Genomic DNA, 15769 nt, shown 5'->3' on the forward strand with positions numbered 1-15769 from the left:
TTAGAGCAAACCAAGCGCGAGCAGCATCAGGCACTCACAATATTCGATGCCGGCACCGAGGCAGTCGCCGGTCATGCCGCCAAGCCGGCACTTCAGGTATTCCCGCCATAACAGCAGTGCAGAAAGTGCTACGACTCCAAACAGTAAAGAGGCGGCAGCCCACGTCATCAGAAACAGCAGTAGCCCCCAGCCCCATAGGGCATGCTCTGGGACATCCCATTTGAAACGCTCGCCACTGCCCGGCGCAATCGCATCAAGTGTCTGCGACCAGAATATCGCACCCAGCCGCGCCCAAGCGGGAATCAGCAGCAGTGCCCATAGCTCGATCTGGGGCGATTCTACGATCCACGCCACTGCAACCAGCTTGGTGAGAAGAATGGCGACGATGGCAACTACACCGAATGTGCCGGTGTGCGGATCCTTCATCACATCAAGGAGTCGTTCAGGCTCACGGTGGGCGGCACCCAAAGCATCAGCCAGATCAGCCGCACCATCTAGATGCAGGGCGCCGGTAATGCCAGTCCAGAGCAATACAACCAGCAGGGCTGCCAGCCATGGGCTGGAACTCAAGCCGAGCCAGACAGCGAGCAGGAGCAGCAGGCCGATAGAGAGCCCGACCAGTGGAAACCAGAGCGCGGAGGAGGAGAGCTCCTCCTCTTTGAAGCCGGCAAGCTGTGGCATCGGCAGGCGGGTCAGGAAGCCGAAGGCGAGAATCAGGCCGCGTGGCATTTAGGGTTTAACCTCGCGGTTGAGAAATAGAAGCCGGGGCTGTTCACCCTGCATGAGAGAAACCCTGCTCCATGCGCCATAGGGAAGAGCGAGACGCCAGATATGCGAGAGAGGGATGGCCAGCAGGTGCGAGAGCAGGACCCGCTTGACCAGCCCGTGGCTGATCAGCAGTCGGTGTTCACCCGATGCGCCATGAATCCATGATTCCCACTCTTCAATAATTCGCCGGGCAAACATATTGAAAGATTCGCCACCGGGAAGCTGCACCCCATCGGGATTCTCCATAAAACGGGTCAATAGCTCCTGCTCCTGGATTTCATGGGCCTGTTTGCCCTCCCAGTGGCCGAAGTCGATTTCGCGCATCTGCTCCAGAACCGTAAGCGGGAGGCCCGCCTGGGTGCTGAACTGCCCTGCAAAAAGGGCGCAGCGGGATACCGGTGATGTGGCGATGGCTGTTAGTGATCCTTCTAGATGCAGGGATTGAGCAACGGCATCCATTTGTGACCAGCCACTCTCTGTCAGTGGCACATCGGTGCGACAGCCGCGAGCAACTGATACAGCGCCTTCTACCTCGCCGTGGCGCAGCAGATCGATGATGGCCGCTTCAGCCATCTTTATCAGTCACCCCGGCGCTTGCGAAGGTCGCCATCTGACTGTGCAGGGCGATCGCCGATTGCAGCAGTGGTACAACAAGCGCTGCACCCGAGCCTTCACCAAGGCGCATCTCAAAATTGATCAGCGGGGATAGTCCCAAGGCCTCCAGCGCCAGCGCATGCCCATTCTCATGCGAGATGTGGCTGGCCAGCATCCAGTTGGTGACCTGTGGCTCGATGACCCTAGCGGCAAGGGCGGCAGCTGATGCGATAAATCCATCGATCACTATTGGAATGCCGGACTCAGCTGCCTGCAGATAGAAGCCGGCCATGGCTGCGATTTCCAGTCCTCCGACCTCCTGCAGGACAAGTTCGTCTGCTTTTCCAGAGATGCGCTCCAGCGCACGTCTGACTACATCCACCTTCAGGCTGCGCCCATTTTCGTCGACACCTGTGCCAAAACCGACCACGGCTTCGGGTGTTGTTCCGGTTAATCTGCAGATAATAGAGGCCGATGCGGTGGTGTTACCGATGCCCATATCGCCGGCAATCAGCAGGTTGGCGCCAGCCGCAATGGCGGCTTTCGCCTCTGATCTGCCCGCCTCAATAGCGGCGGCGCATTGATTTTGGGGCATCGCAGCCTCACGCAGCAGGTTGGCCGTGCCGGAGCCGAACTTTTTATGGGTGATGCCCTCAAACCCTGAGAGGTCGGACATAACACCAACATCGATAATGGCGAGCGTTGCTCCACACTGGCGCGCCAGCACGTTGATGGCTGCACCTCCGCGAGCGAAATTCTTCACCATTTCACCGGTCACGACAGATGGATAAGCTGAGATACCCTCTTCGCAAACACCGTGATCACCGGCAAATACAGCGATATGGGGTAGCAACGGGTCGGGAAGCAGCTTGCCCTGCCGGGAGGCGAACCAGCAGGCGATATCCTCAAGCCGTCCCAGTGCACCACGCGGCTTGGTCAGGTTATCCTGATGGGCTCGCGCCTCTTTTTCGATTTCGGTATTCACGGCAACTACAGCCACGCTTTTCCCCTTTCAGTCCGTTGTTTTTCAGTCACGATTATTTCAAGCAGATCGGAAGGCCTGCCGCAATAAACTCGACGCGATCAGCTGTTGCTGCAAGGCGTTGGTTGAGCCGCCCCTGTGCATCACGGAAGGCGCGCCCCTCTGGGTTTTCTGGAACCAGCCCCATGCCCACTTCATTGGCAACGAGGATCACCTCACCGACAAGCATCGGGAGCAGCTCGCAGAGCAGTTCCACCTCATCTTCGATCTCCCTGCCTGCAAATATCAGGTTGGATAGCCAAAGGGTGAGGCAGTCGATCAGCACGACGCTCTGCGGGCCATCCTGCGCTTTTAGCACGCTGGTAAGCGCGAGTTCCTCCTCAATCACCTGCCAGTGTGTGTCGCGCTCTTCGCGGTGACGTTCGATACGGGCCAGCCACTCGTGATCGTTGTCGATAAGCGGGGCGGTGGCGACGTAGATCGGGTGATCGCTGAGGGATGTTGCGAGCTCTTCGGCATGGCGGCTTTTGCCACTGCGGGCACCACCCAGAATAAGTGTTATTGGCATGATCTCCTCCTTAACAGCGGCTCCAGAAGTGCCGGGTCGATGGCCTGTTCCAGAGCATCAGCCAGCAGGTCGAGCGAAGCGAGTGTTCGCTCTCGCTGATTTCTACCATCACTGGCAGAAAAACCGATCTCAGCTAACCATGCTTTGCGAAAGCCTCCCTGCTCAAATAGTCCGTGTACATAACTTCCCCAAATCAGCCCATCTTCAGATTTTGCTGCAAACGGGAAGAGTGTTTCGTCAGCATCGGATTCACCGTTATGAATTTCATAGCCGGTGACGCGCGTTTCATGAAAGCAGGCCGATGGTCGGTCCACCTGCCGCAACGTTTTTTCAGGCCGCATGGTTGTTGAAAGTGGCAGCCATCCTAACCCCTTTGCACTGCCGCCCTCAATTCCGGCATCTTCAATATAAATGCCGAGTATCTGCATGCCGCCGCAGATACCGAGAAGTTTGCCACCATAACGCAGGTGTTTTTCCAATGCGGGTACAAAACCCCTAGCATGTAACCACGCCAGGTCGGAGGCCACATGTTTGGAGCCGGGAAGAATGATCAGGTCGGAGGGGGGCAACTCATCAGGGGATCGGACAAAGCGCAGATTCACACCAGCCTCTGATGCCAGTGGATCAATATCGTCATGGTTGGAGATGCGCGGATAGGCGATGACGGCGATATTGAGCTGAGTGCTGTTATGCGACTTGTCGGTGATGTGGCGGAAGGGGCTGTCCTCTTCAGGTAGTTCAAGCGGTAAATATGGGACCACACCGGCAACAGGGCGCCCTGTTCTGTCCTCCAGCCAGACCAGGGCATCATCGAGTAGCTTCAGGTTGCCGCGAAAGCGGTTGATCAGCAGAGCTTTTACTCGTGCATTCTCGGAGGCGGAAAGAATATCTAGAGAGCCTGTGAGTGCAGCAAATACGCCGCCGCAATCAATGTCGCCCACCAGCCAGACCGGCACATCGGCAGCCTCGGCGAACCCCATGTTTGCGATATCCCCCTCACGCAGGTTGGGTTCGGCAGGAGAACCCGCGCCTTCAACAATCACCACATCGTATTGCGATTTCAGTTGGGAAAAGGAGTCCAGTACCATCTGCATCCAGCCAATGCGGTCTTCACGGAAATGCTTTGCATGCAGCTCTCCAACCACCTTGCCGCGCACAACCAGTTGCGCTTTCTCATCAGCCTCCGGCTTGATCAGCACAGGATTCATGTGAACGGTCGGTTCAATGCCGCAAGCAAGTGCCTGCAGTGCCTGAGCGCGACCGATCTCGCCACCATCAATAGTGACGGCGGCATTGTTGCTCATATTCTGTGGTTTGAACGGGGCGACGGAGACGCCGCTTCTGGCCAGCAGACGACAGAGGCCTGCGACCAGTACCGATTTACCGACACCGGATGCGGTGCCCTGGATCATTAGTGCTTTCATGGGTTATCCCCGGTGGAAAGTGTTTTTTGTAACAGTTCCAGCCCATCAAGCAGGCGAGGACCGGGGCGATGAAGGATGTCGGGATTGATGGCTGCAAAGCGAACCTTGCCCCTGCCCAGCCACCCTTCCCAGAAAGTCCGACGATCAGAGATATTGCGTTCCTCAAGAGGAACGACAATCAGTTCAGGCTTAGCCCGGATCACCGACTCAACATTTACATGCGGCGTTTCGACATTGATATCGGCAAAGACATTTCTGCCGCCCGCCTCATGGATAAGATCGGTGATGAAGCTGGGACCGCCGGCAGTAAGCATCGGGTCATGCCACACCTCATAAAAGACAGGTACTTCGGAGCGGGAAAGGGAGCGTATTTTCTGCAGCCGCTCACGCAGGTTTTGAACCAGTTCAGTCGCTTCTACTGAATGGCCTGTCAGGCTTCCGAGTTTAAGTACGTCATCGAACATGGTTTCGAAGCTTGTCGGATTAGAGGTGACGATTGCTACCCCCATCTTCTCCAGCATCTCCACACCGACCACATTACGGCTCATTGCTACAACAAGGTCGGGCTTCAGGCGTAGTGCCGCCTCAACATTAATGCGCTCATAACTGCCGATACGGGGCAGGTTGTTTGCCTCAGCCGGGTAGTCACAGAAGGAGACTCCACCGACGATCTGGGCCCCAGCATTGATGGCATAGAGCATTTCACAGGCGTGCGGTGTCAGCGCCAGAACACGTTGGGCGGTGGCAGCTACTGTTGCGGGAAACAGGGCTGCCATGAGCAGGGCGACTAGAAGGCGCTTCATTGCAGCCTGAACTCAACAGGCAGGCGGTAGAGACCGTTGGCCAGCGGCAGGTGGTCAATAGCACGGATGCCGCGCATTGCAGCGCGATCAAGCAGTTTGTAGCCGGATGAGTGGAAGATATCCAGATGTGCCAGCTTCTGTTCACGGACATCAAGATGGAAGGTGGCCTTACCCTCCCATCCTTTACGGCGCGCCTGACGGGGGTAACTGATTTGCGTCAGAATCATCTGCTCTACATTGGCAGGCATGGCGCCGGGGTTGGTCGAGGTTGGCGTATAGGCAACGCTTGCCTGCTCTTGCGGCAGCTCGCTGTCAGAGAGAGAAGCTTCAGCAGTATTGTTTTGGATAGGTTCTTGTTTTTTAACTGTTTTCACCACCGATCTCTCCGGTCTTTGCCGAACTTCAGTTTTAACCGGCGGGGTGGCTTGTGCCACTTGTGTGGCAGGAGCAGCTGGCTGTTCTGCATCTTTTTTGACCAGTTCAATCTGTAGCGGGGCACCCGTGCTGCTATGCAATTGCAGTGTGTTGTTGTGCGGCCAGAGTTGAAAGGCAAGCAAATGCAGGCCAGTGGCAGCTACGAAAGCAGCTACCAGCCGGCCTGATTTATGCCAGTTGATCAGAAGCTGGCTCCGGCGCCCGCATACCAGGCGCGGCCCGGCACGCCGTAACCTGCCGCCTCTTCATACTTCTTGTTTTCAATGTTATCGACACGGGCGGTTAACTCCCATGCAGGGTTGATCTTATAGCGGGCTCGCAGGTCTGTTTTGCGGTAGCTGGCCAGATAAGCGCTGTTGTTCGGGCTTGAGAAGCGCGGGCCAACGATGGCGAGATTACCTTCCAGATTTAGCGGGCCGACATCAATGCCAATCAGAATGTTCCCATGCTCTTTAGGGCGACGGGCAAGCCAGGTTTCATTACCAGTGTCGCGCGCCAGAAGGTAGCCCCAGTTGGCTTGCAGATAGGCTCCGGAAAAGCTCAGTTTACCGGAGAGTTCAAGGCCGCGGCTGCGAGCCTTGTTTACATTAGACGGGATCCATGTCCATGAGCCGGGTGTAATCGGTGCCCAAGCAATCAGGTCGCTGAAGGACTGGTCGAACCAGGTTGCCGAGAAGGCATATGTAACCGCCTCACCACTTCGTTCGTATGCGATGCCTGCATCCCACCCCTTGCTTGTCTCCGGCTTCAGGTTCGCATTGCCTGCTCCAGGCCAATAGAGATCGTTGATCGAGGGGGCCTTAAAACCTGTACCGTAATTGGCGGATAGTTTCAGCCCTTCGACTGGTCGCAGCACACCGCCTGTATGCCATGTAGATTTGTTGGCGGAGTTTGTTAGGCCGCTGTTGCGGTCATGGCGCACCGATCCGTTCAGGTCGATCATCTCTCCATGCCATGAGAGGGATGCGAAGCCGGCGCTCTGTCGCAACACCTTGTTCAGTGGCGCAAGCTGATTAACGACACGATCAGCATGATGATCGAATCCGAAGAGCAGGGAGAAATCGGCCAGTTCGACACTGTTCTGCCAGTTCAGCTGATTGATCGTGGTATGGATATCGGAGTTGTTGGCAGCGTTGGCCGGGTCATTGCTGCTCATATCATCGGCTGAGCGGGATAACTGAAGGCTGCTCTCCCAGTTATCCATCACCGGATAGCTTAGTTTCGCACTGTAAGCCGACTGTCGGGAGGAGGCATTCCAGTTGAGAGTGTCAGCAAGTACCCAGCCACCATCAAGGCCGGTTGTTCCCTCAGACTGACGCCCCGTAAATGCGAGCGTCCCATCGCCAATCTCCATTTCAATACGGCCGGAAAGTTGCGTCTGACGGAATGGATCTCTCTCTGTTCCGTTGGCAGCTACCGAAACACCTGCTGTGCGCTGACCTGCTGCTGTTAACGCATAACTGATACCATCTTCAGTTGATCCGGAGACCTGCATGCTACCCCGAGATGAGGCCAGGCCACCGGCCTCGCCATTGATCCGGACCTTAGCTTTTCCTTCGCCCGTTTTGGTGAAAATCTGAATTACGCCGCTCATGGCATCAGCACCGTAGAGAGAGGACTGTGGGCCACGTACAATTTCAATGCGTTCAATATCCTCCGCTGACATCAGCGCCCAGTCGAAGGCTCCGGTTGAGGCTGCGCCGACCCTTATTCCATCAATGAGTACAAGCACATGGCCGCTGTTGCCACCGCGCATATAAAGTGAGGTCGACTTGCCAGGCCCGCCTGTCGATGAGGTATTGATGCCCACCTGACGGCGCAGTAGTTCGGCAACGCTCGTAACCTGTGATTTTTTAATCTCTTCTTCGTCGATAAGCGTGACATCGGCTGAGATCCGGGCTGGATCTTCAGCGATTCTGCCAGCTGTAACGACCACTGTCGGCAACGCTTCTTCGGCCTGAAGTGGCGTGGTGACAAATAACCCTGCCGCCATAAGCAGCATGGATGTGGTTATTGGTTTTCGTCTTTTTGAGGGCTGAATAGCCATGTCGCTCTTCCTTTCGCGCCCGCCGCGCATTATTAAGTTTTGGCGGTTGTTAGTATCGAAAGAAGGTGAGTGCGGATCAGAGGGGCAGTTGTGGCGCCGTCAGTTCCGGCAACACCTCCCTCCGAGGCCTCAAACCGATGACAGTCTCCACGTGGGGTGACATGTCGTGCTTCAGGCCGGTCTCCTGGCTTGCCTTCATTCGCGGCTGCTCTCCTTCCCGGTTTCCCAGTGGGTTCGAAACAGCGTTGTCAGGCCTACAGTAGCGGGGGCTGCGCCGGAATTGATTGATGACTGTTTGCAATCAAATATCGCACCGGACTTCCCGTTTCACCCATGGTCAAATGACCATTTGGGCACCTAAAACAGGACGGACTTTATCCACAGGCGGACAGCTAGTCTATCTGCGGGTTGTATGAGGTAATGTTCAGGGGGTTCTGTAGACGTCGAGGTGCCTAGAAAGATCCAGAGGTTTTTCAAACAGAAGGGGTGCACGCACATCCATATCAATCGCGTGGCTGGCCAGTATGAAGGCACTCTGTTTCTTCTCCAGCAGGGGCAGATTTTGCTTTGCAATCTCCAGCCCCTGAGAGGAAGCAGCTTTAAACCAGGTGCGTGCTTTCTCACGGTCTTCTGAAACACCACGACCGAGTGCATACATATAGGCAATGGAGTTTTGAGCCTGTGCATAACCTGATTCAGCAGCTTTCAGGTACCACTGGGCCGCCAGCTTATCGAGCTGATCTAAACCTTCACCCTTGCGGTAGAGGTTGCCCAGGTTGAATTGGGCTGGTGCATATCCAGCTTCGGCAGCTTTTCGATACCACTGAACTGCCTGTTCTATGTTATAGGTCACGCCCTGTCCGCGCTGGTACATAGAGGCGACAATGTTGCAGGCCTGTGCATCCCCACCATTAGCTGCCTGGAGAAAGTTTCTGAATGCCTTGGCAAAATTACTGCTGTTGTAGTAGAGGATGGCGAGATTAAAGGCAGCGTTCAGATCGCCATTGCCGGCGGCCTCCTGATACCGATGTGTCGCAAGGGTTTCATTGTAGCTCACCCCTCGCCCGAGATGATAGAGCAGCGCCAGTGTCGGGCTAGCATTGCTGTTGCCACCGCTTTCTGCTTTTTTGAACCATGAGACGGCCCCTGCTTCATTCTGGGTGACATGGATGCCGCGAAGAGACATGACTCCGAGGTTGTACTGCGCTTTGGCATCCTTTTTAGCGGCTTGTTGAAAGAGGGTGTAAGCCTGTTTGAGGTCTTTATCGATCCCTTTTCCCAGTGCATACATGACAGCCAGATTGTTCTGCGCATCGGTTTGGGCGCTTGCTGCTGCTTTTTGCAACCATGAGACAGCCTCACTGTAGTTATGGTCAAATCCAGGGGTTTCGCTGTAGACAATGCCAAGGGCTGTTTGGGCTTTCGCATTGCCTGCTTCTGCCGCCTTGTTCAACCACAATAACGCCTGTTGCGGATCTGCAGTGACCCCAACCCCGGATGCGGACATTATCCCGAATGCCGTCGCAGCCTTGAGGTGCCCCTGCCTGGCTGCGGCCAGATACCAGCTGGCCGCCTCCTTGAATTGACTGCCATTCTGTTTATCGACCAGGAAAACAGCCAGATGATACTGTGCATCGCTGTTACCCTGTTCCGCACTCTGGCGCAGCCAGTTTTCACTGGACTTGAGATCGGCATGAATGCCTTCTCCCTTGCTGAACATCATAGCCAGCACAAACTGTGCTTTGGCATCACCCTCTACAGCTTTTGCTGTTACCCGATTGAGCAGTTGCTGGAGATAAGGTTCCGCCTCCCTGTTCTTCGATTTGGTGGCCATAACGGCCCAATGCAGTGCTCGCCCCTCATCTTTCGGGGTGCCGCGCCCTTCGGCATAATGAACAGCAAGCCGCAACTGTGCGGCCCCGTGCCCTGCCTCAGCCGCTTGCCGGAGCAGGTGAATCGCCGATGCTGGGTCTGGCTGATCCATGCCACGGCCACTGTCAAACAGCTTGGCCAGTTCGTACTGGGAATCGGCATGTTTCTGGGCTGCTGCGACCTTCAGCCAGCGCACCGCTTGCGCATCATCACGATCTACCCCCTTGCCATCGCGATAGAGCATGGCATAGCGGTATTGAGCCTCTTTGTCGCCCCGCTTGGCAGCCTGCATGAACCACTGCGCAGCCTCATTATAGTCACCCTTCTGGTAGGCAGCCGTGCCGTGGAACAGGCCATCGGCATTGGGGGCGTCGTAGTCGCCACTGTTGAGCAGCAGCAGGTAGACGAGGCCTGCCGTCAGCGCAACGGCGAGGACAAACAGAGGGATTCTCAGCTTCTCAATCAAGAAAGCTTCCTGCGGGGGTAAGCCAAGGTGATGGCTCGCATTATAATCCCAACTCGTCCCATATCTCGTCGATGCGTGCTATGACCGCCTCATCCATTGCAATCGGGCGCCCCCATTCACGATCGGTCTCACCCGGCCACTTGTTGGTGGCATCAATACCGACCTTGGAGCCGAGTCCGGCAACAGGGGAGGCAAAATCAAGATAATCGATCGGTGTATTTTCAGCCATGGTGAAATCGCGGGCCGGATCAGAGCGGGTGGAGATCGCCCAGATCACCTCTTTCCAGTCGCGGCAGTCGATATCCTCGTCCACCACGATGATGAACTTGGTATACATGAACTGGCGCAGGTAGGACCAGATACCGAACATCACGCGTTTGGCATGGCCTGCATAACCCTTGCTGATTGAAACAATTGCGACGCGATAGGAGCAACCTTCCATAGGCAGATAGAAATCGACGATCTCCGGGAACTGTTTTTTCAGGATCGGTACAAAAACCTCATTAAAGGCAAGGCCGAGCACGGCTGGTTCATCGGGCGGTTTGCCGGTGTGGGTGGAGTGATAGATGGCATCACCGCGCATGCTCATCGTCTCCACAGTGAAGACCGGGAACATCTCGGTTTCGTTGTAGTAGCCGGTGTGATCGCCGAACGGCCCCTCTTCAGCATACTCATCCAGTGATACGTAACCTTCCAGTACAACCTCGGCAGATGCGGGCACCTGCAGATCGATATCGAGACACTCTGTCAGTACGGTTTTCTTGCCGCGCAAAAGGCCTGCAAACTGGTATTCGGAAAGGGTATCGGGAATTGGTGTGACTGCTGCGAGAATCGTGGCGGGATCCGCACCGATAACGACCGCACAGGGGAAACGCGTAGCCCCTGCCTTCTTGGCTTCCAGATGATCCTGGGCACCACCACGGTGTTTAAGCCAGCGCATGATCAGCTTGTTTTTACCGATCTTCTGTTGCCTATAAATGCCGAGATTCTGGCGCTCCTTATTAGGGCCTTTGGTGACTACCAGCCCCCAGGTGAGCAGAGGCGCTGCATCTTCGGGCCAGCAGGTCTGAATCGGTAGCCGATCCAGATCTACTTCATCACCACGCAGCACAACCTCCTGCCACGGTGCTTTTTTCACCTTTTTCGGCTGCATGTGCATCACTTTCTTCAGAACAGGGAACTTTTCCCATGCATCTTTGAAGCCCTTCGGTGGTTCCGGCTCTTTGAGATAGGCGAGCAGCTCTCCGATTTCCCGCAGTTCATCTGCTGATTCGCGCCCCATGCCCAGTGCAATGCGCTCGGCGGTGCCGAACAGGTTGGTCAGTACCGGCATCTCAGAGCTGATGATATTCTCGAAAAGAAGTGCGGGGCCACCTGCACGCAGCACGCGATCCGATATTTCGGTGATCTCAAGATTGCTGCTGACCTCTTTCGTGATGCGTTTAAGCAGGCCACGCCTTTCAAGCTCAGCTATAAAGGCTCGCATGTCGGAAAAACTCATGTCGCAAAGCTGTCTTCGATCTCAAATACGGTGTCGAGTTTAGCCAGTGAGAAGATGTCGCGAACGTTGTCACTTAAGCCGGAGAGCACAAAACGCCCCCCCGTCAGTCGCGACCACTGTAACCCCTCCACAAGTGTTGCGATGCCTGAAGAATCCATGAACTCGACATGATCAAGAACCACGTGAACGCTCTGCATTTTGGCGGTAAAAAGCGGCTTGAGCTGCTCGCGCAGGCGTGTCGCGGTGTGGATGGTAACGTCGCCAAAAACCTTAAGCGTCACATTGTTTTCACTCAGCTCTTCGCGTTCGAATTTAAGATTCGTGTTCATTGTTCTCTCCATCACGGATATTGAATGTTAGTCGCCAGTGATTACCATCTTCAAGTGCTTTATGCTCACAGTGATCGGTCACCGAGTGAATCAGCCTGAGTCCCAGCCCCCCCGGACAAATCTGTTCAAGGTTCTGTGGGCGAGTGGCAACCTCTTCAATACTACCGCACCAGAAAACCGGGGCATAGTCACGAAAATCAAAGATTAATGCCTGAGCGCCATTCTCACTGTAGATGGCTGTCTCAAACTCGACTCTTCCAGGTTTGCCCTCATAGCCATGAGCCGCGATATTGGCAAACAGCTCATCCACAGCAACGGCGACCCTATTACTGCGCAGTTCATCCATGCATGCCCTGGCTGTCATTACGGCGACCATGGAACGTAAGACATGAATGCAGTCGCTGTTACTGTCCAGCTGCAGGCACAGTTTGCCATCGTGGCTGCTGTTGCATGCACCATGTAAATCAGGACTCCCCATGTTTCTACCTCGCTGAACAGCCGAAAGCGCCATCCTGTCAGTGTTGCTCGCCAAGCTTGTCTTCGATGCTCTTCAAACGCAACCGGTGCAGCTTTGCTGTGGCGCTGTCGGCATCTACCTCAGCCTGTCGCAGCAGGTGGGTGAGAGCCTTCTTTTCACCATGCAGGTCATTGAGCGCCTTATAGATATCGAGCGCGCGTTCAAGTTTATCCTGCTGCCCTGCTCTGTTGCCTGGCGGAAGCTCTCCCTGTAGCAGCAGCGCATGTGCGGTAAGCCGCGGTGCTCCTATCTTGCGGCAGTAGAGCAGTGTCTGCTCCGCCTCACTCCAGGCAGTTTCTGTCACACCTGCATCACGGGAAAGCAGAGCGAGTCCCATATGTGCTTCCGCTTTCAGCATAAGGCTGTTGCGATCACTCTCTTTCAGGCTAATGACCAGTTCGTAAGCTGATTTTGCAAGCGCTGAATCCCCAAGGCGTTGCGCAAGGCGTCCCGCCTGCAGGTGCAGGTCGCTGGGCCAGACTCTTTTTGAGAACAGCGTCTGCTGCAGCTGCAGCAGGGAGAAGTTCTCGGGAAGGCGCCCTGTTCTCTGCTGCACCAAACGCATGGCAAGCAGGGCTCGAAGATGCATCACTTCATCATGATTACGTTGAGCAAGTTTGATGGCCTGCTCATAAGCCGCTGCCGCTTTGGTAAGGTCGTTTGCCCCGCTGTATGCGGTGGCAAGATTGTACCATGAGCGTGTGATCAGACGCGTATCGTCGGCCAGTTGTGAGGCGCTCAGGGCGCGGGAGAATGAGCGCTCAGCAGCATTCCAGCGCTCCTGCTGCATGGCTTCGATGCCGTTGCTGGTGTGGTTTTCCGCCTTCAAAATATAAGGGTTATTGATCTCAGGTGTTTTACTTGAACCGGAGGAGATGCAGGAGGTCAGCAGCAGGCTGATAGCCGCGACAAGAAGTGCGTACGTACTCATTTTCACGGCTGCAGTTCCAGTGCCGGAGGCGCAACTGTTTCATCACGCGCCTTGCCAGATGTGCTGCCACCGACCAGCCATGAGCCGCGTACCGATTTTAGAATCTCCTGCATCTCGCCAATGGCCTGCCGTGATTCGCGGGCAAGTCCCGGAAGTTCAGGTGTCAGCTCCGAGAGGTCGGAGGCGACGGTATCAAGCGATTTGGAGAGCCTGTCCACATGTTCGATCAGGCTGTTGATTCGCTTCAGGCTTCCCGGCCCTTCTTTGGCAATCTGTTCGGAGAGGGGGCGCAGGTCAGTCAGGATGGAGGAGGTAGCTTCAAGTGCTGTAGCCAGCTGCTTGGCGACGCCCTGCTCTTTCAGGTCCTGTGTCAGGGATCGGAGATTTTCCAGTGCATCGGCAAGATTGGCGACAAGCTTGCCGATATTCTCACGGTCCAGATCCTGAGTGACGGCATTAAGGCGGGCGGTGACCTGCCTGACATCGCTATTGGGATCATTCAGCCATAGGGCGAGTGCGGCCATCTCGCTCAGTAGTTTGTTGGCATTATCGACTGCTGGTTTGATATCCTGCAGCAGTTGCTCAACCGTTGCCGCCGTTTCATAGTCGATCATCTGGCCGGCCGGAATGGCCGGTTTTTTGATGTCACCGGCTGTGATTTCAAGGGTCTGTTCACCAATTAATCCCTCACGAGTCAGGTGAACGATGGCACCTTCGTGCAGCATCGGATGGTAACGCTCGAGAAGACGCAGGGTGATTCGTACCCGGCCATCACTCTGAAGGTCCATGTTATCGATGCGCCCGACAGTAAACCCCTGATACTTGACCGGCTGGCCGACGTAGAACGAGGAGGCGGAAGGTGGCGAGAAGGCGAGATAAAACTTGTCGGCAAACAGGTCGGTACGCAGGCTGACCATGAGCAGAATGAATACGATCGCACCGATGCCGAGGATGACAAACCACCCCACCTGACGACTTATGTTGGCAACGAATTCGCTCACTTACTCTCCTTCTGCAGAGTCAAGGCTTTGGCAATCAGGTTCGATCGTCAATGTGCGGGCATAATCGAGCCCTGAGCCCTCATCAACACTCCCGGTCAGATAGAGCAGCCCTGAGCCCAGTTGCTCGAGCGCCTGCATGCTAAATGCCCTGAATCGATCCAGTTGTTCGGGTGGCATGCCGATATGTACCTCCTGTGCAACGATGATAGCAGGCTTTACAAGCATACAGCGTGTCAGACTTATTATAGCATGTGTGTAGGTCGATCTCTCGCCCGCTTTCTCATCCAGAGATGAGTCTATGCCAAATCTCCGGGCAACCTCAACAATTTCATCTGATGCTCTCTCCAGACGCTGCTGGTCGCCATGGTAGAGAAATGGCAGCAGAAGGTTTTCACGCAGCGTGAGGTTGGCGATCAACCCGCGCTGGCGGATCATGCTGCCAATCCGGATGCTGAATTCCGGTGTTCCTGAAGGGTAGCTGTTTGAGTTGCTCTCCAGCCACATTTTCCAGCCATTTTCACGATCGTCTTCTTTGAGGCAGAACATGTGCTGCATGAAGGCGTACTGACAATGGTAGTTCATCACCAGTCTTACATATTCGCCGTGAGCAACAGTTGCTGCTGGGACCATGGTTTGTCCCAGGTGCAGGGCGCTCCAGTGTAGGGTATCACTCATATCAGATTCAGAACCAGGGCAATCACTGCATCACCCATGATCACGAGCATGAGCGAGCCCAGCACGCCCTGAGTAGCGTAGACCGGGATCATGTTCGGTTCGCGTCCCACCTTGCAGCCCATATTCAGTAGCATGACAGCGCTTAACATCGGATAGAGGGTTCCCTTACCAAGAAGTATCATAATCTCTTCCATGCTGGTGCCGCGCCGCACTTCGATCAGGAAGTCGATGAAATTAATTTCGTAACTCATCGACACAATCAGGCCGCCGAGCCAGATTGACACGAAGACAAAGATAAAGGTGAGAATCAGGCCGCACAGCGTGAAGGCCATCAGGCGCGGCCAGAGCAGATACTCCTCTTTGCTGATGCCCATGCTGCTCAGCGTCAGGTCCTCGCCGCGAACATGCATGGTGCCCAGTTCGGTCACTACGGCCACACCTGAACGGGAAAGTAGAAGAATGGTGACAACCAGTGGCGCAACCTCTTTTACCAGCAGGTCGGAGATCAACCGGCCGATCAGCGACATATCCTGAATGCTTTTGGAAAAGTCGACGATATTATAGACGGCGAGCGCACCGATACCGAATGCGACAAGCACGACCCAGAGCATGCTTTGAACGCCGGTAAAGTAGATCTGCCTGAAGACCACATTGGTTACTGCAGGTTTGGTTATCCACTGCAGGCGCAAACCGGCTGAGAGTATGGAGGTGGTAAGCCGGTAGGCACGACGGCTTTCATGGAACATATGGATCAATGAGGAGCCGAGCGTGTCGGCGCGCTGGTTTATCTGTTGCAATAACTGACCCGGATTGCTCATGCCAGCTTTATATGCCGATTGTCAGAAAAGACAAGGGA

The 15769-nt window shown here is 55.3% G+C and carries 16 protein-coding genes and 1 riboswitch; all 16 genes read right to left on the minus strand.

Features of this window, described 5'->3' with window-relative positions; translation table 11 throughout:
- Window positions 1–729, minus strand: a complete 729-nt coding sequence (cobS, locus tag Ga0123461_RS01345) for an adenosylcobinamide-GDP ribazoletransferase (RefSeq protein ID WP_100276702.1) — start codon at window positions 727–729, stop codon at window positions 1–3.
- Window positions 730–1341 carry a histidine phosphatase family protein gene (locus Ga0123461_RS01350; RefSeq protein WP_100276703.1) on the minus strand — a complete coding sequence of 204 codons (612 nt, stop codon included), beginning with the start codon at window positions 1339–1341 and terminating at the stop codon, window positions 730–732.
- Window positions 1334–2362 (minus strand): nicotinate-nucleotide--dimethylbenzimidazole phosphoribosyltransferase, encoded by a 1029-nt coding sequence (cobT, locus tag Ga0123461_RS01355; RefSeq protein ID WP_100276704.1) that lies wholly within the window; start codon window positions 2360–2362, stop codon window positions 1334–1336. The genes Ga0123461_RS01350 and cobT overlap by 8 nt, the downstream gene beginning before the upstream one ends.
- Before the next feature lie 37 nt (window positions 2363–2399).
- Window positions 2400–2912, minus strand: a complete 513-nt coding sequence (cobU, locus tag Ga0123461_RS01360; protein WP_100276705.1) for a bifunctional adenosylcobinamide kinase/adenosylcobinamide-phosphate guanylyltransferase — start codon at window positions 2910–2912, stop codon at window positions 2400–2402.
- Window positions 2903–4336, minus strand: coding sequence for a cobyric acid synthase (locus Ga0123461_RS01365; RefSeq protein WP_100276706.1), 1434 nt, complete (start codon window positions 4334–4336; stop codon window positions 2903–2905). Before Ga0123461_RS01365 ends, cobU begins: the two co-directional genes overlap by 10 nt.
- The gene (locus tag Ga0123461_RS01370; protein ID WP_100276707.1) at window positions 4333–5139 is read right to left on the minus strand and encodes a cobalamin-binding protein; all 807 of its coding nucleotides are present in this window, start codon (window positions 5137–5139) and stop codon (window positions 4333–4335) included. Before Ga0123461_RS01370 ends, Ga0123461_RS01365 begins: the two co-directional genes overlap by 4 nt.
- Window positions 5136–5513 carry a TonB family protein gene (locus tag Ga0123461_RS01375; protein ID WP_157819191.1) on the minus strand — a complete coding sequence of 126 codons (378 nt, stop codon included), beginning with the start codon at window positions 5511–5513 and terminating at the stop codon, window positions 5136–5138. The genes Ga0123461_RS01370 and Ga0123461_RS01375 overlap by 4 nt, the downstream gene beginning before the upstream one ends.
- 242 nt (window positions 5514–5755) lie before the next feature.
- The gene (locus Ga0123461_RS01380; protein WP_198507088.1) at window positions 5756–7621 is read right to left on the minus strand and encodes a TonB-dependent receptor domain-containing protein; all 1866 of its coding nucleotides are present in this window, start codon (window positions 7619–7621) and stop codon (window positions 5756–5758) included.
- A gap of 157 nt (window positions 7622–7778) precedes the next feature.
- A riboswitch (cobalamin riboswitch) is annotated at window positions 7779–7997 on the minus strand.
- Window positions 7998–8045: 48 nt separating this feature from the next.
- On the minus strand, window positions 8046–9959 hold the full coding sequence (locus Ga0123461_RS01385) for an SEL1-like repeat protein (protein WP_232710270.1): 1914 nt from the start codon (window positions 9957–9959) through the stop codon (window positions 8046–8048).
- A gap of 40 nt (window positions 9960–9999) precedes the next feature.
- The gene (ubiD, locus tag Ga0123461_RS01390; RefSeq protein ID WP_100276710.1) at window positions 10000–11460 is read right to left on the minus strand and encodes a 4-hydroxy-3-polyprenylbenzoate decarboxylase; all 1461 of its coding nucleotides are present in this window, start codon (window positions 11458–11460) and stop codon (window positions 10000–10002) included.
- The gene (locus Ga0123461_RS01395) at window positions 11457–11789 is read right to left on the minus strand and encodes an STAS domain-containing protein (protein ID WP_100276711.1); all 333 of its coding nucleotides are present in this window, start codon (window positions 11787–11789) and stop codon (window positions 11457–11459) included. Before Ga0123461_RS01395 ends, ubiD begins: the two co-directional genes overlap by 4 nt.
- Entirely contained in the window at window positions 11773–12267 is a 495-nt protein-coding gene (locus Ga0123461_RS01400; RefSeq protein ID WP_100276712.1) for an ATP-binding protein, read from the minus strand. The genes Ga0123461_RS01395 and Ga0123461_RS01400 overlap by 17 nt, the downstream gene beginning before the upstream one ends.
- 37 nt (window positions 12268–12304) lie before the next feature.
- Window positions 12305–13237, minus strand: a complete 933-nt coding sequence (locus Ga0123461_RS01405) for a tetratricopeptide repeat protein (protein WP_100276713.1) — start codon at window positions 13235–13237, stop codon at window positions 12305–12307.
- A 2-nt stretch (window positions 13238–13239) separates the two neighbouring features.
- Window positions 13240–14238, minus strand: coding sequence for an MlaD family protein (locus Ga0123461_RS01410; protein ID WP_100276714.1), 999 nt, complete (start codon window positions 14236–14238; stop codon window positions 13240–13242).
- Window positions 14239–14913 carry a P-loop NTPase family protein gene (locus Ga0123461_RS01415; protein ID WP_100276715.1) on the minus strand — a complete coding sequence of 225 codons (675 nt, stop codon included), beginning with the start codon at window positions 14911–14913 and terminating at the stop codon, window positions 14239–14241.
- Window positions 14910–15731: an MlaE family ABC transporter permease gene (locus Ga0123461_RS01420; RefSeq protein WP_100276716.1), complete on the minus strand. Its 822-nt coding sequence runs from the start codon at window positions 15729–15731 to the stop codon at window positions 14910–14912. Before Ga0123461_RS01420 ends, Ga0123461_RS01415 begins: the two co-directional genes overlap by 4 nt.
- Window positions 15732–15769 lie beyond the last annotated feature (38 nt).

Source organism: Mariprofundus aestuarium, assembly GCF_002795805.1.
In the GTDB taxonomy this organism is placed as follows: Bacteria; Pseudomonadota; Zetaproteobacteria; order Mariprofundales; family Mariprofundaceae; genus Mariprofundus; species Mariprofundus aestuarium.

Coding starts and splice junctions, on each gene's coding strand:
- Ga0123461_RS01395 (WP_100276711.1), bottom strand. CDS start 11,789: ATGAACACGAATCTTAAATTCGAACGCGAAGAGCTGAGTGAAAACAAT.
- Ga0123461_RS01380 (WP_198507088.1), bottom strand. CDS start 7,621: ATGGCTATTCAGCCCTCAAAAAGACGAAAACCAATAACCACATCCATG.
- cobS (WP_100276702.1), bottom strand. CDS start 729: ATGCCACGCGGCCTGATTCTCGCCTTCGGCTTCCTGACCCGCCTGCCG.
- Ga0123461_RS01420 (WP_100276716.1), bottom strand. CDS start 15,731: ATGAGCAATCCGGGTCAGTTATTGCAACAGATAAACCAGCGCGCCGAC.
- cobU (WP_100276705.1), bottom strand. CDS start 2,912: ATGCCAATAACACTTATTCTGGGTGGTGCCCGCAGTGGCAAAAGCCGC.
- Ga0123461_RS01350 (WP_100276703.1), bottom strand. CDS start 1,341: ATGGCTGAAGCGGCCATCATCGATCTGCTGCGCCACGGCGAGGTAGAA.
- ubiD (WP_100276710.1), bottom strand. CDS start 11,460: ATGAGTTTTTCCGACATGCGAGCCTTTATAGCTGAGCTTGAAAGGCGT.
- Ga0123461_RS01405 (WP_100276713.1), bottom strand. CDS start 13,237: ATGAGTACGTACGCACTTCTTGTCGCGGCTATCAGCCTGCTGCTGACC.
- Ga0123461_RS01365 (WP_100276706.1), bottom strand. CDS start 4,336: ATGAAAGCACTAATGATCCAGGGCACCGCATCCGGTGTCGGTAAATCG.
- Ga0123461_RS01370 (WP_100276707.1), bottom strand. CDS start 5,139: ATGAAGCGCCTTCTAGTCGCCCTGCTCATGGCAGCCCTGTTTCCCGCA.
- Ga0123461_RS01415 (WP_100276715.1), bottom strand. CDS start 14,913: ATGAGTGATACCCTACACTGGAGCGCCCTGCACCTGGGACAAACCATG.
- Ga0123461_RS01400 (WP_100276712.1), bottom strand. CDS start 12,267: ATGGGGAGTCCTGATTTACATGGTGCATGCAACAGCAGCCACGATGGC.